Here is a 21203-nt window from a genome sequence, read left to right on the forward strand (position 1 = left end):
TATCCCTCCCATCTGGAATCACTATGCTAACCACCATCATTTATCGCAGCCATATCTGCGACAATGTCTCATTCAAATCGATCGAGGCCATGGTTGCCAAGGCAAACGAGCGAAATGGGCAGGCGGATGTCACCGGTATTTTACTTTTTAACGGGACTCATTTTTTCCAACTTATTGAAGGGCCTGAAGAAAACGTACAGGATATATATCAGCATATTTGCCAGGATCCTCGCCACTATAATCTGGTGGAGTTGCTTTGCGATTATGCGCCGTCCCGTCGTTTTGGTAAGGTCGGAATGGAACTGTTTGATTTACGCGAACACGATCGTGAGGAAGTTCTGCAGGTGGTGATGGACCGGGGTACATCAAAATATCAGCTCACCTACGATGACCGGGCGCTGCAATTTTTCCGTACTTTTGTCGAATCCACGGAAAAAGCGAATTATTTTGAGATTCCTTCCGCTGATAGTTGGGTTTTTATTCCGGATAAGGAGACGTTCTATCCTGATACCCCGATTATCGATAAGACGGAAAGCTGCTCCTTTGCGTTCCAGCCGATCGTCGATCCTTTCGCCTGCGAAATCATTTCGTGGGAAGCGCTATTGCGTACACCGGATGGCCAGTCTCCAGGCGCCTATTTTGCCGGTCTGGCCGGGGACGATATTTATCTCGCCGACCTGCACAGTAAACGCGTCGCCCTGTCGCTGGCGGGTAAATTAGGTTTACGTAATAAGGCATTAAGTATTAATTTGCTGCCGATGACGCTGGTCAAAGTGCCCAATGCGGTGGCCTTCCTGCTCGATGAGATTAGCCGCAATGATCTGATTCCGGAGCAGATTATTGTCGAGTTTACCGAGCGGGAGGTCATTTCACGAATGGATGACTTTACCGATGCGGTACGCAAACTGAAGGGGGCAGGGATCAGTCTTGCTATCGATCACTTCGGCGCTGGATTTGCCGGACTGTCGTTGCTGGCGCACTATCAGCCCGACCGAATTAAAATTGACCATGAGCTGATCCGCAACATCCATCAGGATGGGCCGCGCCAGTCGATTGTACAGGCTATTATCAAATGCTGTTTTTCGCTGGAGATTGCCGTCTCTGCTGTCGGCGTTGAGCGTGCTGAAGAGTGGATGTGGCTGGAATCAGCGGGTATTTCGCAGTTTCAGGGGAATTTATTCGCTGGCGCCCGCCTGGGGGGCCTGCCCGCCGTCGCATGGCCGGAGAAGAAATGAACCACTGTCAAATTCGCTAAATATTTTTTCATCTTTTTTCCCGCGCGCTGTGAGCCACAACCTGATATCTTTATCTGTACAAGAAAATAGAGTTGTACAGGATGCCTGAATTCGTTAGTTTAGGTATTAAGTATCAGGTTGATGTGAGGCTGCTATGGCGTTTTACAGTATCGGTGAAGTCGCCGAACGTTGCGGAATCAATCCGGTCACACTGCGCGCCTGGCAGCGGCGTTACGGGCTACTGAAACCGCAACGCAGCGAAGGCGGGCATCGACAGTTTGATGAAGAAGATATCCTGCGCATTGAAGAGATCAAGCGCTGGATAGAGCGCGGTGTGTCCGTGGGGAAGGTCAAAGCGCTGCTGGAGGATAACCTGCCGGTGGCGCGCGATGAATCCGCGCATCTTCAGGAAGAGATGATGTCTATTCTGCGTTATATGCAGCCCGCCAGAATCCGTGCCAAATTAATGGCGCTGAGTCATCAACACCCCGTCGACACCCTTATTGATAGCCTGTTAGTGCCGGTACGTCAGCGCCTCAAGCTCGATCAGAATACCTCGCTGGTGATTAGCAGCCTGCTGGACGGTCTGCTCATTGACTGCGTAGCGCTGTTTCTCGCCGAAGCGCGTAAAAAAAATGGCAAAGAGACGCTGCTGGTGGGCTGGAGCAATGAAGACCGGACGCGTCTGTGGCTGGAGGCATGGCGCCTTTCCCAGCGCGGCTGGCATGTAAACGTCCTCGCCGAGCCGCTGGAGTCGCCACGGCCCGAGCTGTTCCCCGGGCAGCATATCTTCGTCTGGACCGGACGCGCTGCCACGCCACTGCAGGAAGAGCTGCTCAGCCACTGGCAGGAGCAGGGCTTCAGCATCCATTTTCACGGGAATAATTAATCGTCCTGACCTGCTTGTACAGGCCAGGACTTTTGCGCCGGGTTACAGGTGGATCTGACTCCAGGATTTAAAGGCCTCGCTACGGCTGATATTAAAAAAATCGGTCCTACCGCTACAGCCGAGCTTTTTAATCAGATTCAGCCGGATCTGATAAATGGTTTTGATATGCAGATTGAGTGACCGACCAATGCTGGCGACCGCTTCGCCATTACTGATAAGCTGGATAACTTTCTTTTCCCGCTCAGTAAACTGCACCGAAGCGCCCGGCGCTGGGTGGGTTTTGTAATAGCGGGTGGGCTGATGCAGGAAGATTTTTAATTCTTCCGGCGTTGAGTCTGCCGGCAACCGCAGCATAGGGAGTTCACTAAGAAAATTAAGATCGTTACCTTCGGTTAAAAGAATAAATAACGTATCCCGACGGTTATAATCGTGCTGCAGTACCGCGAAATAATTGTCGCTGGTAAAGAAAACATGTTTTTTACGAAAGTAAGATGCCGGCAGGTTATTCAGAATCAGCGACATCCCATAGAGAAGAAAACGATTATCAAACCACAGGTCGTAATGCTCAGAACGATAGCAAGTATTATGGTGTGACATTTTTTTTGCCCCAGTTAGCCGATTGAGACCCAGGCGCGCCGGCAGAGCAGGGCGAAACCTGCTGCCAGCATCGCGGGGGTTATTTAATGATGAGGTTTGCTGTACAGCATATCCAGCGCCTGCAGATAGAGGTCGGAGAGTATTTGATTACTTTCCGTTTGCAGACGGTGCTGGATTTCCGTAATCATCCGCTCATTATTAATCGTTCTGTGCTGCTTAATGAGCGTATTTTCAATATTCTTCATCAGGGCTGAATTGAAGACAAACTCTGCTGGAATGGTATTTTTAATATGCATAGCTCGAACTCTCCCACGTATAAAGCAATTGACAATAAAAGTCTCGGCGTACCGTAGATACGCGCAAAGTCAAAAACAGGAAATGCAAAACCAGGAACCACCACCGTACTCACCGCGCAACCGCTAAACGTTCCCGCTTTGTTGCGCAACAAGCAGTTAACACTCCAAAACTATAGACGGTGATCCCGATATGTACAACTTTTTTCATATCGATATGTACAACGTAACGGATTATTTTTTGTGTGTGTTCTTATTGTTTGATTTAAAAGGTTATTTTTACTTTTATAACTTGTACAAAAAGGCGGGGTTGTGCAGGATAGGTATGTAAAACCAGCAGAGCGGGACTGGCGACGACCGGAAGGAGAACAATGTGTAACATTTGTTACAGTTTTCGTGTCAGGGAAAGCGTGCCGACGCAGGAAGGGGGTACACAGCAACGCCGTCGTCGACAGGTGGCTTACTTCCGCGTCGGATCCCGATGATAGCGGAAAATAGGTGAGGATTTGTCTGTTTTTTGCACAGCAAGGTAAAGGGGAAAATCGCGGACACGGCGCGCTCCGGCCACTTTGTGAGCGGATAAGGCGTGTGCTACGCTTTTTTACTAACGACGTCGCTGTTCAGCACCGTCATCTATTTCCCCATTTCCCTGTCGGATCTTCTGTCAGTATAACGACCGGTAAATACGGCACACGCGTTCTGTCCATGGGCAGGCATAGAGAGTTGAGGAGAGATGATGCGCGGTAAAAGCGTGATGCTCCTGGCCGGGTTAGCCACCGTTGCGCAGGCGAAGGAAATTAACCTCTATTCAGTCAATACCGGTTCCTATGTCTACCATCTGACCAATAACCACGGACAATATACCGAGAATTTCGAAAACCACTTTTTTTCCGTGGAGCGGAAATTCTCTGAACAGTCGAAATACAGCCTGCTGGTGGGCACCATGAATAACAGTTTCGACGATCGCTGCCTGGCGCTGGGGGTCAGAAGAGACTGGTATCACAACGGTAGTGGGTGGACCTTTAAAGGCGTCTATGGCTACACCGGCGAATTCTTCTTCGACGCCTTTGAGCATTGCGGCGATCATGGATCCTATAAAGATTTTAAGGACGCCACCGGGATCGGCTTTTCCCCTTATATCTACCATGCCATCCAGTACAACTTTACCGACTATTTCGCCCTCGAGAGCGGCATTATTATTCCCAGCGTGTTTGTGATAAGCATCCAGTGGAGCTTCCGTTAACTCGTCGCGTTGTCGATTACAGGGTAATCACCTTCTTGAGCCAGGAACTGGAAAGCGCGGCAAGGGAGATGAGGACCGACAGCACAAAGGTCAGCGCGATCACCCCAAGCTTTGCGGCTAATGAGTGAATTGGGATCAGCATCACCAGCAGATGAAATACCGAGTAGTGCAGAATATAGACCCCGGTCATCGCTTTGCTGACCGTCGCCAGCACCGCCTCCTTCAGCTCGCGGTGCTTGTTAAACTGAACAGCGTTAGCGGCGATAACCAGCAGGACGATCAGAATATAAATTTGCGATCCGGTCAGGATGAACGCATTGCGATCGGCTTTAAACAGCGCGAAGAAAAAATGACGCTCATAAAACCAGGTAAATAAATAGACAAAGGGCAGGGCGATAATTGCGGCTTTAATCACCCGGGGATGACGTATCCACTCCGTGACCTTTGGATCGTTGAATAACTGCCCGGTTAAATAAAACAGTAACCAGGTCCACAGGCGATACTGTGGCGGCAGGCTGAAAAGATGTTTGTCCGGGTGGAGCACCGAGAGCAGGTCGTAACCATAGGAGCAGCACAGCAGCGTCAGTACCACGACGAAAAACAGACCGCGCCGCTGACTGAGCCAGGCAATCAGCGGATGAAAGGTGTAGATGACAATCAGGGCGAAAATAAACCAGGGCTGGATCAGATAGCCGCGCTGGTAAGGCTCCCAGACATAATAGACCGTCACCCAGAACAGAAAGACGATCACCACGCTTTTAATTTTACCGATTTGCCAGTTGGCATCGTGGCGGGTCTGCGCATCAAGATAACCGGCCACCACAAAAAACAGCGGCGTCGCGATGGTCGAGATAAAGGTCAGTAGCCCGAGGATCCAGTGATAGTCATAATCATAGCGATCCCAGGTGTTATAGATGGTGAAAAAGGTCACCGCTGTCATACAGCCTAATGTCTTGATAATGCTCAGACCGGTACTGTTCATCGTTGAGGCGTCATATCCTTATGGTGGAAGCAAGCGTAAATCACCGGCAGAACCAGCAGCGTCAGTACGGTGGCAAAGGCCAGCCCGAACATAATCACCACCGCCATACTCTGGAAAAAGACATCGCGCAACAGCGGGGCAAGGCCAAGCACGGTGGTGAAGGCGGTCAGCAGGATGGGCCGCAGACGCGAGGTTGCCGCATCAATAATAGCTTGTCGTTGATCTTTCTCCTGTTTCTGTTGCTCTATCTCTTCCACCAGCACAATGCCGTTGCGGATCAGCATACCGCTGAGGCTGAGCAAGCCGATTAACGCCATAAAGCCAAACGGAATGCCGGTGAGCAAAAACCCGGGCGTAACGCCGATCAGCGCCAGCGGGACGGTCAGCCAGATGGCGACGGCGTTTTTCAGCGAACTGAACATCAGCACTGTAATGATAAACATCACCAGATAGCCGAGCGGCAGGGTCGTGAACAGCCCTTGCTGCGCTTCACTGGAATTTTCGGCATCGCCACCCCATTCAATGCGGTAGCCGTGCGGCAGCGGCAGCGCATCAATGCGCGGTTTCACCCGGGCGAGGATATCACCCGAGGTTTGGCCGCTTTGCGGGCTGGGATCGGTCTGCACCGTGAGCACCCGGGTGCGATCCCGGCGAAGGATCAACGGGTCCTCCCACTCGAGCGAGAAGCCATTGATGACGTTACTCAGCGGGATATACTGCTGGCGGCTTTGGCTCCAGACCAGCACATTATTCAGGTGGTTGGCATCCTGCCGCTCCGCTTGCGGCGGCCGGACGATCACTGGCAGCAGATCGGCCCCTTCACGATATAACCCGGCGCGACTCCCGGAGAAATTCATCTCCAGCGCGTTATCAATATCCTGTTTATCCACCCCCAGCTCGCGCCCCAGCGCCGGGGAGTACTGCGGGCGGATCACCTTGCTACGGTTCTGCCAGTCGTTACGCACACTGTCGGTCGCCGGATCCGCGGCGAGAATGTCGCCCACCTGGCTGGCCAGCATGCGCAGCGTATCCGGGTCGGGGCCCTTAATGCGCACTTCAATCGCGCTATCGCCGGAAGGGCCGAACATAATGCGTTTGGTGCTGGCGTTCACCTGCGGGTAGTTCCTGGCGATCCAGGTTTCCACATGGCGGGTGACCGGGGCGATACTGCGCTGGTCGTCCATCCGCACCATGATCTGCGCGTAGTTGCTATATTGCCGCTGTCCGCTGTAGGTAAGAATAAAACGCATACTGCCCTGGCCGATGGTGGAGACGGTGGTGACCACCCCCGGCTGGCTGGCGATCGACCGCTCAATATCGCGGGTCATCTGCTCGGTGGCATTAATATCGGTCCCGTAGGGCAGCCACAGGTCGACAAAGAAAATGGGCGTATTCGATGACGGAAAGAAATTCTGCCGGACGAAGGTGAAGCCCCAGATTGCCCCGGCTAACAGCGCGCCCATCAGCACCAGCGTCAGGGTCTTTTGCTGCAGCAGTATTCGCAGCGTCTGCTGATAGCCGCGATAGAAGCGGCCGCGGTAGGGATCGGCTTTTTCCTCCGCGATGGCGGCCGGCGGGGCGTTTTTAAACAACCACCACTTAATGAGCACCGGGGTGATGGTCAGCGCGGAAAACCAGCTCAGCATCAGGGAGATCAGCAGCACCTGGAACAGGGATTTACAATACTCCCCGGTGGAGTCCTGCGAGAGGCCAATCGGCGCGAAGGCGAGGATGGCGATGATCGTCGCGCCGAGCAGCGGCAGGGCGGAGCGGCGGATCACATAGTTAATCGCACCCAGCAGCGGCGAGCCTTGCTGGCGGGCGATCAGCACCCCTTCGACAATCACAATGGCGTTGTCCACCAGCATACTCAGGGCGATGATCAGCGCCCCGAGGGAGATCCGCTGTAGCTCGATCCCCCAGATGTACATGATAAGCAGGGTGCCGAGGACGTTGAGCGCCAGCGACAATGCAATAATGATCCCGCTGCGCACCCCCATAAATACCAGCAGCACGCCGACGACAATCGCCAGGGCCATCAGGAAGTTGATAATAAAGCCATTGACCGAGTGGGCGACCTCTGCCGCCTGATCGTAAAAAATGGCGATGTCGATACCCGCTGGTTTATCGGCCGACATCTGCTGAAGTCGGGCTTCGAGGGCATGCCCCACGTCAATGACGTTAACGCCAGGGATAAACGAGACCCCCATGGTCACCGCCTGGCGGCCTTTGGCATGATAGATACTGGCGGGCGAGTCGCTCAGCCCGCGCGACAGCGTGGCAATATCCCGCAGTCGGGTGGTGGCGCTGGCGCCATGCGGGCTGACCAGCAGATCCCCCAGTTCATCGAGGTTCTGAAACTCCCCGGTGGGGTGGAGACGGATCGATTCGCTGCCGGCGCGGATCTCCCCGGCGCTGGAGACCACATTGAGCCGGGCCAGGATAGCGGCAAGCTGGTTAAGGGTGATCCCGCGCGCTGCCATTTTCGCCAGCGAGATATCCACATTGATCTGCGGCGAGATAGCGCCGCCAAGGGCGACTTTACCGACCCCCGGTACCAGAACCAGCTCCCGGCGCAGCTGCTCGGCATAGCGCACCAGCTCGGGGTTGGTGAAACTGTCGCCCGAGATAGCGAAAAAAAAGCCAAACACATCGCCAAAGTCATCGTTGACGAAAGGGGGCACCACCCCCGGGGGAAAAAGCCGGCTGGCGTCCCCGACGCGGCGGCGCAGCTCATCCCAGATTTGCGGCAGTTCGCTGGAATGGTACTGCGAGGCGATATTCACCGTAATTTGCGATAAGCCATTCGACGAGATGGAGCTGACGTTATCCAGCGAGGGAAGCTGCTGGATAGCGTTTTCCAGCGGCAGGGTCACCTCTTCCTCCACCTGCTGGGCAGACGCGCCCGGGTAATGGGTGACGATCACTGCCATTTTGATGGTGAAGGCCGGATCTTCCAGGCGGCCGATATTGAGCAGGGCGAACAGGCCACCCACCCCCAACAGCAAAATGGCTAACCAGACGCGGGTCGGGTTGTTAATAAACTGACGGGAAATGTCCATCTATAATCCTCGTTCACGCGTCCAGATCCGCACCGGCTGCCGGTCGTGGAGTTCACTTACCCCCGCCGCCACCACGTGTTCACCCGCGCGGAGTCCTTCGGTGATCGTCACGCCCTGCGAGGTCACTTCCCCGACCGTGACCCTGCGCTCTTCAAGGTATTGATGTGCGTTGTCGCCTTTTACCACCCAGACAACCGGTTCATTCTTCGGTCGGTTATCGGGGTTAAACACCGCCTCCACCGGTACCACAAGGGCATCCCGTCCGGCGCTGACCGGTAAATTGCCGAGATTGACCGTCACGGTGCCGCTGACCCCGCCGACGGTGGGAAAGTCATCCGGCCGCGGCATGGTTAAAATGATCTGCCAGGTGAGGGTGCTGATATCGCTGCTGCCGGTATGCTCTTTGTATTCCGCGGTAAACTCACGGCCCGGCAGAGTATTGATCCTGACGACGGGGCGGTAGGCGGTATTGCGGATATCCAGCGAGGTGAACAGATTTTCCGGAATACTGAAAACCACGTCCAGCAGGTCGGTGCGCGTCAGGGTGATCACCGGCTGACCGGCAGCGACCACCTGATGATTACGGATATGCACGCCGGCGGCAATCCCGCCGAAGGGCGCGGTGAGGCTCATTTGCGCCAGCTCTTCACGGGCGATTTTTAAGGCCGCGTTGGCGGCATCGCGATTGGCGCGCTGCACGTCCATCTCCGCCTGGGAGATCGCCTGGCGCCCGGCCAAAGTCTGGAAGCGGTCGAACTGACGCTGGGCGAGGGTGGCCGCCGTTTGTCGCTCATTGACCCGCTGCTGGGCCTCGCGGGCATTCAGACGCGCCAGCGTTTGTCCCTCGGTGATGGTGGCGCCCTGACGAATATCCAGCGATTCCACCTGGCCGCCCCGCTTAAACGACAGCTCGGTGGCGTCGCCAGACTCAATGCGTGCCGGAAACGTTCGCTGCTGGGTGTTGCCCACGGCGGTGACTTGCGCCACCTTAACCATGCGTGGGGCAGACTCAACGGAAGGTGCTTTTTGATCGCAAGCGGTTGTTAATAAAATAACAACCGGGATGAGAGAAAAATAACGGTTCACAGTATTCCCCTCAGACTCAGGATTTATTTTACGTTTTTATTCCGTGACGCACGCTTATTCTGCGAGGGCGGCGACAACCAGATAAGTGAATAGTCCCACCAGCGTGCAGGCAACAATGGCCAGCGCGACAAACAATCCCAGACGTAACAGGCTATAACCAAACATAATGTTCTCCCTTCACTCCCACCCGAACCGCGAATGTGATTTCGTCCGGCGCAATGTGTCACCGTCGGATATTCGGTGCGGCACTCCTGCTAGTAATCAGCATAGTCGGAGAAAATATGAAGTGTTAAAAAAGAGAATACCGCGTCGCTGTTGACGTCAAGGGGGGGAGGGCAGGAGATCTGCGGGCATTCGCGGGCTTTTATAATATTTTTCAGTCTATTAATCCGTCATTTTCTACTGTTAATTTTCCTGTGCTACGTTTAATAACATCTATTCCGCTCGCCGCTTCTGTTGTTGAGATTTCGTTCCTCCCCACGTATGGGGCTATTCATCACTACGCATTGTATTGGTAATAAAAGGATTATCTCATGTATAAAAATATCGTTGTTCCCGTTGACGTGTTTGATGCAGGCCTGGCTGACAAAGCGCTCTCTCATGCGAAATTCCTTGCTCAGCACTCCGCCGGGCAAATTCATCTTGTCCATGTTATTCCTGCCTTTTCTCCTGTATTAACCCGCGGATTTATCTCGGACGCCCGAAAGATGGAGGAGCATTTGCTTAATACCGCTAAGGAAAAACTGAATGAGCTGGTGAAGAAAAATGGCCTTGCGGAAGACGCCAGCCATCTTTATGTGCGTAGTGGCAATATTCGCGATCAAGTGATCACCCTGGCCGATGAGCTGAAAGCGGATGTAGTGATTGTCGGCTCGCGCAATCCGGGGATCCAGACGCACCTGCTCGGCTCTGAAGCGGCAAATATCGTGCGCTATGCCCATGTCCCGGTGTTCGTTGTCCGCTGATGACGGGTCCTGACTTCCGCTTCAGAAATCGAGGGAGAGAGTATGAATACAGATAAACCGGGCGCGCCCTACTATCAGCGCTCCGTTGAGGAGACGCTCGCCAGCGTGCAGAGTACGCCGGAGGGGATTAGTGGAGCAGAAGCGGCCACGCGCCTGCAGCAGTATGGCGAAAACGCCCTGCCGCAGAAGCCGGGTAAACCCGCCTGGCTGCGTTTTATTGTGCATTTTAACGATGTGCTGATCTACGTCCTGCTGGCAGCGGCGTTGCTGAAGGCGGTGATGGGCCACTGGATCGACATGTCGGTGATCCTCGCGGTAGCGGTGGTCAATGCGCTGATCGGCTTCATTCAGGAGAGTAATGCGGAAAAATCGCTGCAGAGTATCCGCAATATGCTGTCCAGCGAGGCGGTGGTGATCCGCCAGGGCAACCATGAAACCATCCCCACCACCTCGCTGGTACCCGGCGATATCGTGGTGATCCGCGCCGGCGACCGTATCCCCGCCGATTTACGCGTGACTGAGGCGCACAACCTGCGGGTGGAAGAGGCCATTCTCACCGGCGAGTCGACGGTGGTGGAGAAAACCACCGAGCCGCTAAGCGGCGATTTACCGCTCGGCGATCGCAGCAACCTGTTGTTTTCCGGGACCACCGTCAGCTCCGGCGCGGGGAAAGGCATTGTAGTGGCCACCGGCGGCGACACCGAGCTGGGCCACATCAACCAGATGATGGCGGGCATTGAGAAACACCGCACGCCGCTGCTGGTACAAATGGACAAGCTGGGCAAAGCCATCTTTATCCTCATTCTGGTGATGATGGCGGCGCTGTTCGTCTTTAGTCTGCTGTTCCGCGATATGCCGGTTTCTGAACTGATGCTGTCGCTGATCAGCCTCGCGGTGGCGTCGGTTCCGGAAGGATTGCCGGCGATTATCTCGATTATTCTGTCGCTCGGCGTGCAGGCGATGGCCCGCCAGAAGGCGATTATCCGCAAGCTGCCGACGGTGGAAACCCTCGGCGCGATGACGGTGATCTGCTCGGATAAAACCGGGACCCTGACCATGAACGAAATGACGGTGAAGGCGGTGATCACCGCGGACAGCGTCTATCGGGTGGAAGGGGACAGCTATGAGCCGGTCGGTAAGATCCACGCCATTGACGACCCGACGCCGGTCACGATCGCGCCTGGCTCGCTGTTCGAGCGCTATCTGCGCACCATCGATCTGTGTAACGACAGCCAGCTTATTAAAGAGGAGAGCGGACTGTGGAAAATCACCGGTGGCCCGACCGAAGGGGCGCTGAAGGTGCTGGCGGCGAAGGTCACTCTGCCGCCGCTGACCAGCGAACTGCGCAGTAAAATTCCTTTTGATTCGCAATATAAATACATGTCGACTCTCTACCGGCTGGGTGAAGAGGAGGTGGTGCTGGTTACCGGCGCGCCGGATGTCCTGTTCCGCCTGTGCCAGTATCAGCAAAGCGACAGCGGATTGCAGCCGCTGGATCTGCCGTACTGGGAAGGCAAAATTGAAGAGTACGCCCGGGAAGGGCTACGGATGGTGGCCGCGGCCTGGAAGCCAGCTGCCGCAGGCCAGACCGAACTGACCCATCAGGATCTGCAGCAAGGGGTGATTTTGCTAGGGGTCGCCGGGATGATGGATCCGCCGCGGCCGGAGGCCATCACGGCGATTGCCGACTGCCTGCAGGCCGGGATCCGCGTGAAAATGATCACCGGCGACCACCCGCAAACGGCGATGAGCATCGGCAAGATGCTGGGGATTGGCAATGCGGGAAATGCCATTACCGGGCGCGAGCTGGAGGTGATGGACGACGCGCAGCTGAGTGTGGCCGCGCAGCAGTTTGATATCTTCGCCCGCACCAGCCCGGAAGATAAGTTCCGCCTGGTGCAGGCCCTGCAGAGCAAGAAAGAGATTGTCGGGATGACCGGCGATGGGGTGAACGATGCCCCGGCGCTGAAGCAGGCTGATGTCGGCGTGGCGATGGGGATCAAGGGGACCGAGGTGACCAAGGAAGCCGCCGATATGGTGCTGACCGATGATAACTTCGCCACCATCGCCAGCGCGGTCCGCGAGGGGCGTCGGGTGTATGACAACCTGAAGAAAACCATTCTCTTCGTCATGCCGACCAACCTTGCCCAGGGGTTACTGATCGTGATCGCGCTGCTGGCGGGCAACGTGCTGCCGCTGACGCCGGTGCTGATCCTGTGGATGAACATGGCCACCTCGGCCACGCTGTCGTTTGGCCTGGCGTTTGAAGCCGGCGAGAAAAATATCATGCGACGACCACCGCGCGACCCCAAACTGCACGTGATGGACGGCTTTGCCATCTGGCGCGTGGCGTTTGTGGGATCGATGATTGCGGTCAGCGCCTTTATTCTCGAGGCCTGGCTGCAGCCGCGCGGCTATTCGCCAGAGTTTATCCGGACCGTGCTGCTGCAGACCCTGGTCACCGCCCAGTGGTTCTATATGCTGAACTGCCGCGTGTCGGATGGCTTCTCGTTAACCAAAGGTCTGCTGGCCAACAAAGGGATCTGGGTGGTTAGCGGTGTGCTGCTGGTCCTGCAGCTGCTGATTATCTATGCGCCGTTTATGCAGATGCTGTTCGGCACCACCGGACTGCCGTTCCGCTACTGGGTGATCACCTTTATCATCGGTTTCGCCATGTTCCTGATCGTCGAACTGGAAAAGCCGCTGACCCGCAAATGGCGTTCCGCCTGACGGCGTGAAGCGCTGAACGAAAAAGAAAAGAGGGGGCATCGCCCCCTCTCTGGCTGACGACAAACCTGTTTCGTCATTGTGCTCGCATTTCTGCCGGGTGGCGGCATTCGCCTTACCCGGCCTGCGAAAGACTTCAGTATCAAACCGTTATGCAATTAGCTGTAGGCCCGCGCAAGCGCAGCGCCGCCGGGCAATTCCTGAAGATTGCACGTTGTCAGCAGTCTGAGAGAGGGCATCGCCCTCTCTTTTATTATGGTTCACGCTTGTTGTGCTTTACTGTTTCGGCTCGGCGACCACCGTGCTTCCCACGCCGCGGTTGTTGTACTCCCACATGCGGTTGAAGCCGTTGTCGTTGAGGTTGCGCTGCAGATTGCCTTTGTCATCGGCGCTGCCGGTGTTGCCGTTGAACGGACGGCCGGATCCTACCGCCGCCGCCCACGGCTGGGCAATATTAAAGCCTTCATTGATGGCGCTGTCGCGGATCACCACCTGGCCATTGCTGTTGCCATCGACGTCCAGCGCGCGGCCTAATTGCGCGACGTTATCGCCGGAGGCGGTGAAGCGGCTGTTGGTCGCCAGGAAGCCGTAGGTCACGCTTTTCAGGGTGGCCGGCGCGAAGACGTAGGCCTCTTTCTGGGTGCGCGAGTTCACCACGCGGAAGTCGGTATTATCAAACACCACCGCGCCGCGGCCGGAAACGATATCCACATCGCCTTCAATGTAGCTGTTGGTCACCAGCGTGCGGGTCTGGCGGTTGTCCTGCAGACGGTTCTGCACGCTGCTGTTGGTCACAAAGAAGGTATTCTGACGGCCAAGAATATTGACCTTATTGATCTGCACCTGGTCGCCATCGCTGCGCAGCGCCACGGCCTGGTGAGTGCCGGCGTCCACGCTGTCGCCGAGGTTATTAGCGATAGTCAGGTTCTGCAGCTGCAGACCATTATTCTGTGACCAGAAGACCGCGGAACACATCACGCCGACGGTCGCCGCGGATTTACTTTGGCAGCTGTCGAACATATACCATGCCGGTTTACCCGGCATATATTTGCCGCCTGGATTGACCAGACGGCGCCAGGTGTTGCGATCCATCTCGGAATCAATCGCTTCGCTGATTTTCACGTCAATTGGCTTGTCGCCGGTACCATACAGGGTCAGGGCGCCCGGCGCCGCCGGAACGTAGACGGTGCCCGGGTACTCGCCCGGCATAATCGCGATATACAGACGACGGTTCGAGTGACGGGCAATCGCCGCATCCACCGCCGCCTGAATGGTGGTATGGGTCACGCCCTGGGTTCCCGCGGGGCCGACGATAAAGTCAGGCTGCGCCGGCAGGCTGATGGCAGACGGCGTCCAGGCGGCGGCGTTGGGATCCAGCGACTGGAAATAGGCCGCCGGCGTGAAGTTTTTCGCTTCTTCGGCGTTCAGAATGGGACGCGCGCTGGTGCCCGGTGCAGTCTGCGTTGAGGGCTGTTGATCGGCAGGCGTCGAGCTACAGGCGGACAGCGTCACGCCGAAGGCCAGCGCCAGCGCCAGGCGGGAAACGGAATATGTGTTCATGTTGCTCCGGGCAAAATTAAGCGTAGTGAAATACCCCGGCTGAGACGCCAGGGTATAAGTCCTTTAAAACCTGCTGTTTTATACTAACTTGAACGAAACGGGAAGACATGTGCGGAAAAACTTACCGTCTTTACGCAACGCGTAGTCCTGCCGGATGGTCTGCAGTCACAAAAAAATAACATTTCCCTGCGCTATTGTTGACTTTATCGGCGTTATGAAAATAAATGTCTATACAACCCATGACAAGTTAAGCGCTATGACTGAAGCCACCTCTGAACGCGTTATCTGGCGAAACGCGCGTCTCGCCACTCTGAACCCTGATTCTTCCCAACCGTACGGCCTGCTGGAGCGCCACGCGCTGCTGGTGCGTAACGGCCGCATTGAGGCGGTCGTCGCTGATGCTGACGCCCCCAGCGGGCGCAGTATCGATCTCGACGGCCGGCTGGTAACGCCGGGTTTAATCGACTGCCACACTCACCTGATCTTTGGCGGCAGCCGGGCCCAGGAGTGGGAGCAGCGGCTGAACGGCGTCTCCTATCAAACCATCAGCGCCAACGGCGGCGGCATTAACTCCACCGTGCGCGCCACGCGCGACAGCAGCGAAGCTGAACTACTGGCGCTGGCGCAGCCGCGTCTTGCTCGCCTGCTGCGTGAAGGGGTGACCACCCTGGAGATTAAATCAGGCTACGGTCTCGATCTGCAAAACGAACGCAAAATGCTGCGGGTCGCCCGCCAGCTGGCCAATCATAATGGCGTGGAACTGTCGGCGACGCTGCTCTCCGCCCATGCCACGCCGCCGGAATATCATGGCGACGCCGATGGCTATATCTCGCTGGTCTGCGAGACCATACTGCCGACGCTGTGGCAGGAGGGACTGTTTGAAAGCGTTGACGTCTTTTGCGAAAACGTTGGCTTCAGCCCACAGCAAACCGAGCGCGTCTTTCAGGCCGCGCAGGCGCTGGGCATTCCGGTAAAAGGCCACGTTGAGCAACTCTCGTCGCTGGGCGGCGCGCAGCTGGTGAGCCGCTATCATGGGCTTTCCGCCGACCACATCGAGTATCTGACGGAAGAGGGCGTGGCTGCGATGCGCGAAAGCGGCACCGTGGCAGCCCTGCTCCCCGGCGCGTTTTACTTCCTTAATGAAACCCGCAAACCGCCGGTGGAACTGCTGCGCAAGTACCAGGTGCCGATGGCGGTGGCGACCGATTTCAACCCCGGCACCAGCCCCTTCGCCAGCCTGCATCTGGCGATGAACATGGCCTGCGTCAAGTTTGGTTTAACGCCGGAGGAGGCCTGGGCCGGGGTGACTCGCCATGCCGCGCGGGCGCTGGGGCGGCAGAACAGCCATGGTCAGCTGGCGGCGGGCTTTGTGGCTAACTTTGCCATCTGGGATGCCGAGCATCCGGTCGAGATGGTGTATGAGCCGGGGCGCGCGCCGCTCTGGGGACGCGTGGTACGAGGAGAACGGCAATGATGCTGTGGCAAGCTACGCCCGCCAGTCTCTGGCAGGGGCGTGATGATAGCGCGGAAGCGCCCAATGCGCTGCGCCTGTTCCAGACCATCGCCCGCGCGGAACGCTTCGCGCCGCAGGAGATGTCCGGTGATATCGCGCTGCTCGGCTTCGCCTGCGACGAAGGCGTCCGGCGTAATAAAGGGCGTACCGGCGCCGGACATGGTCCGGAAACGCTGCGCCGGGCGTTGGCCAATATGGCCAGCCATCAGGGCCATGACCGCTGCGTGGATATGGGCACGATTAGCGTCGACGGTGAACAGTTAGAAGCCGCGCATCAGGCGCTGCGCGAGGCGGTGGCCGCCTGTCAACGCGCCGGCAAACGCACGCTGGTGCTGGGCGGCGGCCACGAGACGGCCTTCGGCCACGGCGCTGGGGTACTGGATGCCTTCCCGGGCGAAAATGTGGGCATTATTAATCTCGACGCGCATCTGGATTTACGCTTTGCCGAATGCGCCAGCTCCGGGACGCCGTTCCGCCAGCTGGCGCTGGAGTGCGAGGCGCAGCAGCGAGGTTTTCACTATACCTGCATCGGCGTGAGCCGGGCGGCGAATACCCAGGCGCTGTGGGATGAAGCGGCGCGCCGCCAGGTGGCTATCGTTGAGGATCTGCAGGTGCTGGCGGCCTTCGAAACCTGCGTGTTGCCGGAGCTTGAGCGCAATATCGCGCAATTCGACCGTCTGTATCTGACCATCGATCTCGACGTGCTGCCGGCGCGTGAAATGCCGGCGGTGTCGGCCCCGGCGGCGCTGGGGGTGCCGCTGGCGACCCTGCTGCGGATCGTTGAGCCGTTGTGCCGCAGCGGTAAGCTACAGGCGGTGGATTTGGTCGAGTTTAATCCGCAGTTTGACATCGACGGACAGGGCGCCCGCGCGGCGGCCCGTCTGGCATGGCAAATCGCCCATTGGTGGCAGTAGCCATTCCGGTATATTCTGGGGACTTCGCCGCCCATTTTGCAAAAGGAAAGCCAGGCTATGTTTTCACAGCAACCCCGTTCCGCGCCCGCGCCTTTTTATGAGAAGGTGAAGCAGGCTATCGGTGAAAAGATCCACAGCGGCGTCTGGCGACCACATGACCGTATCCCTTCGGAAGCCGAGCTGGTGGCGCAGTTCGGCTTCAGCCGCATGACCATCAACCGCGCGCTGCGCGAGCTGACGGATGAAGGCCTGCTGGTCAGGTTGCAAGGGGTGGGAACCTTTGTCGCCGAGCCGAAAGGGCAGTCGGCGCTGTTTGAAGTGCGCAGCATTGCGGCGGAAATTGTTGCCCGTCACCATCAGCACCGCTGTGAGGTGCTCCTGCTGGAGGAGACCCGGGCGGATCATATTCAGGCGACGGCGCTCAGCGTCGCGGAAGGTACCCGTATCTTTCACTCGCTGATGGTGCATTACGAAAACGACGTCCCGGTGCAAATCGAAGATCGCTGTGTGAATGCCGCGGTGGTACCGGACTATCTGCATCAGGACTACACCGCCACCACGCCGCATGATTATCTGTCGCTGATCGCGCCGTTAACCGAAGGTGAACATATTGTTGAAGCGGTGCAGGCCACGGCGGAAGAGTGTGCCCTGCTGCATATTCACGCCCACGATCCGTGCCTGCTGATCCGTCGCCGCACCTGGTCGACAACTCACATCGTCTCCCACGCGCGCCTGCTGTTCCCCGGTAGCCGTTATCGTCTGCAGGGCCGCTTTGGCTCCTGATCCACACTGGCGTCAGCAAAACGTGATTGCTGACGCAATATAACAAAATTGTATCATTTCTGTTAAATCCTGGCTTGCACATGCTTGTATAGACAAGTATATGTATCTACGTAAACAACGTTCATTGTCAGGAGAAACCCCGATGTCGCAAAGCAAATATCGCCAGCTGGACGTCCGAGCCCCGAGAGGCACGACGCTGACCGCCAGGAGCTGGTTGACCGAAGCGCCGCTGCGTATGTTAATGAATAACCTCGATCCCGATGTCGCCGAAAACCCGCATGAGCTGGTGGTCTATGGCGGTATTGGTCGCGCTGCGCGCAACTGGGAATGCTATGACGCTATCGTGAAGGCGCTGAAAAACCTGGAAAGCGATGAGACCCTGCTGGTGCAGTCCGGTAAACCGGTCGGCGTCTTTAAAACGCATGAAAACTCGCCGCGCGTGCTGATCGCTAACTCCAACCTGGTTCCGCACTGGGCCACCTGGGAACACTTCAACGAACTGGATGCCAAAGGGCTGGCGATGTACGGCCAAATGACCGCCGGCAGCTGGATCTACATCGGTAGCCAGGGCATCGTACAGGGCACCTACGAAACCTTCGTCGAAGCGGGTCGCCAGCACTATCAGGGCAACCTGAAAGGCCGCTGGGTGTTAACTGCCGGTCTGGGCGGTATGGGCGGCGCGCAGCCGCTGGCCGCGACGCTGGCCGGCGCCTGCTCGCTGAACATTGAATGTCAGCAGAGCCGCATCGATTTCCGTCTGCGTACCCGCTACGTGGATGAACAGGCCACTTCTCTGGATGACGCCCTGGCGCGCATCAAAAAATATACCGCCGAAGGCCGCGCTATCTCCATCGCGCTGTGCGGCAACGCCGCGGATATCGTTCCGGAACTGGTGAAACGCGGCGTGCGCCCGGATATGGTCACCGACCAGACCAGCGCCCACGACCCGCTGCACGGCTATCTGCCGAAAGGCTGGAGCTGGGAAGAGTATCAGCAGAAAGCCGAATCCGATCCGCAGGGCACTATTCTGGCGGCCAAACGCTCGATGGCCGACCACGTTCAGGCGATGCTGGCCTTTAATGAAATGGGCGTACCAACCTTCGACTACGGCAACAACATCCGCCAGATGGCGCAGGAAATGGGCGTCAGCAACGCCTTCGATTTCCCGGGCTTCGTGCCGGCGTATATCCGCCCGCTGTTCTGCCGCGGTATCGGCCCGTTCCGTTGGGTGGCGCTGTCCGGCGATCCGCAGGATATCTACAAAACCGACGCGAAAGTGAAAGAGATCATTAAAGATGATCAGCATCTGCACCACTGGCTGGATATGGCGCGCGAGCGCATCAGCTTCCAGGGACTGCCGGCGCGTATCTGCTGGGTCGGTCTGGAGTGGCGGCAGAAGCTGGGGCTGGCCTTTAACGAAATGGTGCGTAGCGGCGAAGTCTCCGCGCCGATCGTCATTGGCCGCGATCACCTTGATTCCGGCTCCGTCGCCAGCCCGAACCGCGAAACCGAGGCCATGCGCGACGGCTCGGATGCGGTATCCGACTGGCCGCTGCTCAACGCCCTGCTTAACACCGCCAGCGGCGCGACCTGGGTGTCGTTGCACCACGGCGGCGGCGTAGGCATGGGCTTCTCGCAGCACTCCGGGATGGTTATCGTCTGTGATGGTACCGATGAAGCGGCGGCGCGTATCGCTCGCGTCCTGCATAACGACCCGGCGACCGGCGTGATGCGTCATGCCGATGCGGGTTACGATATCGCCATTGAATGTGCGGCGGAACAGGGTCTGAATCTTCCGATGGTTGCGGCAACGCAGGGGAACGCTAAATGAAATCTTTAACGCTCATTCCGGGGCAACTGAGCCTGTCGCAGCTCCGCGAAGTTTACAGCCACCCGCTGAACATCACCCTCGATAGCAGCGCGTTTGCGGCAATCGATGAGAGCGTGGCCTGCGTTAACGCCATCCTTGCCGAAGGGCGGACCGCCTACGGTATTAACACCGGTTTTGGCCTGCTGGCCCAGACCCGTATCTCGACGGAAGATCTGGAGAATCTGCAGCGTTCGCTGGTGTTATCCCATGCGGCGGGCGTTGGCGAGCCGCTGGACGATGACCTGGCGCGCCTGATTATGGTGCTGAAGATTAACAGCCTGTCCCGCGGCTTCTCCGGGATCCGCTTGAGCGTGATCCAGGCGCTGATTGGCCTGGTCAATGCCGGCGTGACGCCGTGGATCCCGGCGAAAGGTTCCGTCGGCGCCTCCGGCGACCTCGCGCCGCTGGCGCATATGTCGCTGACGCTGCTGGGCGAAGGCAAAGCGCGGGTACGCGGCGGCGAATGGCTGCCGGCGACGGACGCGCTGCGTCAGGTGGGGCTGGAGCCGATTACCCTGGCGGCGAAAGAAGGTCTGGCGCTGCTGAACGGCACCCAGGCGTCGACGGCTTTTGCGCTGCGCGGCCTGTTCGAAGCCGAAGATCTGTTCGCCTCCGCGGTCGTTTGCGGGGCGTTAACCACCGAAGCGGCGCTGGGTTCGCGTCGTCCGTTCGATGCGCGTATTCATGAGGTACGCGGCCAGCGTGGCCAGATTGATGCGGCGGCGCTGTATCGCCACCTGTTGACCGATGACAGCGCGATTTCGCAGTCGCACCATAACTGCGCCAAGGTGCAGGATCCGTACTCTCTGCGCTGTCAGCCGCAGGTGATGGGCGCCTGCCTGACGCAGATCCGCCAGGCGGCGGAAGTACTGTTAGCCGAAGCGAATGCGGTCTCCGATAACCCGCTGGTCTTTGCCGCTGAAAATGACGTCATCTCCGGCGGTAACTTCCATGCCGAACCGGTAGCGATGGCGGCGGATAATATCGCGCTGGCGATCGCGGAAATCGGCTCACTCTCCGAGCGCCGTATCGCGCTGATGATGGACAGCCATATGTCGCAGCTGCCGCCGTTCCTCGTCAAAAATGGCGGCGTCAACTCCGGCTTTATGATCGCCCAGGTCACGGCGGCGGCGTTAGCCAGTGAAAACAAAGCGCTGTCGCACCCGCATAGCGTTGACAGCCTGCCAACTTCCGCGAACCAGGAAGACCACGTCTCGATGGCGCCGGCTGCCGGTCGTCGCCTGTGGGCGATGGCGGAAAACACCCGTGGGGTGCTGGCCGTCGAGTGGCTGGCGGCGGCGCAGGGGCTGGATATGCGCGAAGGGCTGACCACCAGTCCGCTGCTGGAAGAGGCGCGTCATCTGCTGCGCGAACGCGTGCCGCACTATACGCAGGATCGCTACTTCGCCCCGGATATCGATAACGCCATTGCGCTTCTGGCGGCCCGTCACCTGACGCGTCTGCTGCCTGCCGTACTGCATTAA

At 57.6% G+C, this 21203-nt stretch carries 16 protein-coding genes; 10 read left to right on the forward strand and 6 right to left on the reverse strand.

Annotation, left to right across the window (positions count from 1 at the left end; all coding sequences use genetic code 11):
• Positions 1-23 precede the first annotated feature (23 nt).
• Together ACKLKD_RS06470 and ACKLKD_RS06475 are read left to right on the forward strand one after the other, a co-directional pair.
• Complete coding sequence (locus tag ACKLKD_RS06470; RefSeq protein WP_025711779.1) at positions 24-1235, forward strand: diguanylate phosphodiesterase; 1212 nt, start codon at positions 24-26, stop codon at positions 1233-1235.
• A 154-nt stretch (positions 1236-1389) separates the two neighbouring features.
• A complete protein-coding gene (locus ACKLKD_RS06475) occupies positions 1390-2124 on the forward strand; it encodes a MerR family transcriptional regulator (protein ID WP_025711778.1) in 735 nt (244 codons plus the stop codon).
• 42 nt (positions 2125-2166) lie between these two features.
• Here the strand turns inward: ACKLKD_RS06475 and ACKLKD_RS06480 are convergent, their stop codons facing one another.
• Both ACKLKD_RS06480 and ACKLKD_RS06485 read right to left on the reverse strand, forming a co-directional pair.
• Entirely contained in the window at positions 2167-2721 is a 555-nt protein-coding gene (locus ACKLKD_RS06480; protein WP_025711777.1) for a helix-turn-helix transcriptional regulator, read from the reverse strand.
• A gap of 83 nt (positions 2722-2804) precedes the next feature.
• On the reverse strand, positions 2805-3017 hold the full coding sequence (locus tag ACKLKD_RS06485) for a biofilm development regulator YmgB/AriR family protein (protein WP_025711776.1): 213 nt from the start codon (positions 3015-3017) through the stop codon (positions 2805-2807).
• Between the two features lie 733 nt (positions 3018-3750).
• On the opposite strand from ACKLKD_RS06485, the gene ACKLKD_RS06490 reads away from it, so the two are divergent.
• Positions 3751-4257 carry a hypothetical protein gene (locus ACKLKD_RS06490; RefSeq protein WP_025711775.1) on the forward strand — a complete coding sequence of 169 codons (507 nt, stop codon included), beginning with the start codon at positions 3751-3753 and terminating at the stop codon, positions 4255-4257.
• A gap of 16 nt (positions 4258-4273) precedes the next feature.
• Here the strand turns inward: ACKLKD_RS06490 and ACKLKD_RS06495 are convergent, their stop codons facing one another.
• From ACKLKD_RS06495 to ACKLKD_RS06505, 3 genes are read right to left on the reverse strand one after another with little or no spacing between them, the layout of a single operon-like run.
• On the reverse strand, positions 4274-5197 hold the full coding sequence (locus ACKLKD_RS06495) for an acyltransferase (protein WP_025711774.1): 924 nt from the start codon (positions 5195-5197) through the stop codon (positions 4274-4276).
• Between the two features lie 38 nt (positions 5198-5235).
• A complete protein-coding gene (locus ACKLKD_RS06500; protein ID WP_025711773.1) occupies positions 5236-8301 on the reverse strand; it encodes an efflux RND transporter permease subunit in 3066 nt (1021 codons plus the stop codon).
• Positions 8302-9387 (reverse strand): efflux RND transporter periplasmic adaptor subunit, encoded by a 1086-nt coding sequence (locus ACKLKD_RS06505; RefSeq protein ID WP_025711772.1) that lies wholly within the window; start codon positions 9385-9387, stop codon positions 8302-8304. It lies immediately after the preceding gene.
• 533 nt (positions 9388-9920) lie between these two features.
• Here ACKLKD_RS06505 and ACKLKD_RS06510 point away from each other — a divergent pair.
• Both ACKLKD_RS06510 and ACKLKD_RS06515 read left to right on the forward strand, forming a co-directional pair.
• The gene (locus ACKLKD_RS06510) at positions 9921-10352 is read left to right on the forward strand and encodes a universal stress protein (protein ID WP_025711771.1); all 432 of its coding nucleotides are present in this window, start codon (positions 9921-9923) and stop codon (positions 10350-10352) included.
• Positions 10353-10394: 42 nt separating this feature from the next.
• Complete coding sequence (locus ACKLKD_RS06515; RefSeq protein ID WP_025711770.1) at positions 10395-13082, forward strand: cation-transporting P-type ATPase; 2688 nt, start codon at positions 10395-10397, stop codon at positions 13080-13082.
• Between the two features lie 273 nt (positions 13083-13355).
• Here the strand turns inward: ACKLKD_RS06515 and ACKLKD_RS06520 are convergent, their stop codons facing one another.
• Positions 13356-14639 (reverse strand): putative acyl-CoA thioester hydrolase, encoded by a 1284-nt coding sequence (locus ACKLKD_RS06520; protein WP_025711769.1) that lies wholly within the window; start codon positions 14637-14639, stop codon positions 13356-13358.
• 154 nt (positions 14640-14793) lie between these two features.
• Here ACKLKD_RS06520 and hutI point away from each other — a divergent pair, with 154 nt between their 5' ends.
• The 5 genes from hutI (at position 14794) to hutH (ending at position 21203) form a co-directional block, all read left to right on the forward strand.
• Complete coding sequence (hutI, locus tag ACKLKD_RS06525) at positions 14794-16113, forward strand: imidazolonepropionase (RefSeq protein ID WP_165931826.1); 1320 nt, start codon at positions 14794-14796, stop codon at positions 16111-16113.
• Positions 16110-17066 carry a formimidoylglutamase gene (gene hutG, locus ACKLKD_RS06530; protein WP_025711766.1) on the forward strand — a complete coding sequence of 319 codons (957 nt, stop codon included), beginning with the start codon at positions 16110-16112 and terminating at the stop codon, positions 17064-17066. The genes hutI and hutG overlap by 4 nt, the downstream gene beginning before the upstream one ends.
• Positions 17067-17123: 57 nt before the next feature.
• Positions 17124-17849 (forward strand): histidine utilization repressor, encoded by a 726-nt coding sequence (locus tag ACKLKD_RS06535; RefSeq protein WP_060876137.1) that lies wholly within the window; start codon positions 17124-17126, stop codon positions 17847-17849.
• 142 nt (positions 17850-17991) lie between these two features.
• Positions 17992-19680 (forward strand): urocanate hydratase, encoded by a 1689-nt coding sequence (gene hutU / locus ACKLKD_RS06540; protein WP_080897263.1) that lies wholly within the window; start codon positions 17992-17994, stop codon positions 19678-19680.
• Positions 19677-21203, forward strand: coding sequence for a histidine ammonia-lyase (gene hutH, locus ACKLKD_RS06545; protein ID WP_080897262.1), 1527 nt, complete (start codon positions 19677-19679; stop codon positions 21201-21203). The genes hutU and hutH overlap by 4 nt, the downstream gene beginning before the upstream one ends.

The organism is Klebsiella sp. 10982 (assembly GCF_048589245.1).
In the GTDB taxonomy this organism is placed as follows: Bacteria; Pseudomonadota; Gammaproteobacteria; order Enterobacterales; family Enterobacteriaceae; genus Klebsiella; species Klebsiella quasivariicola.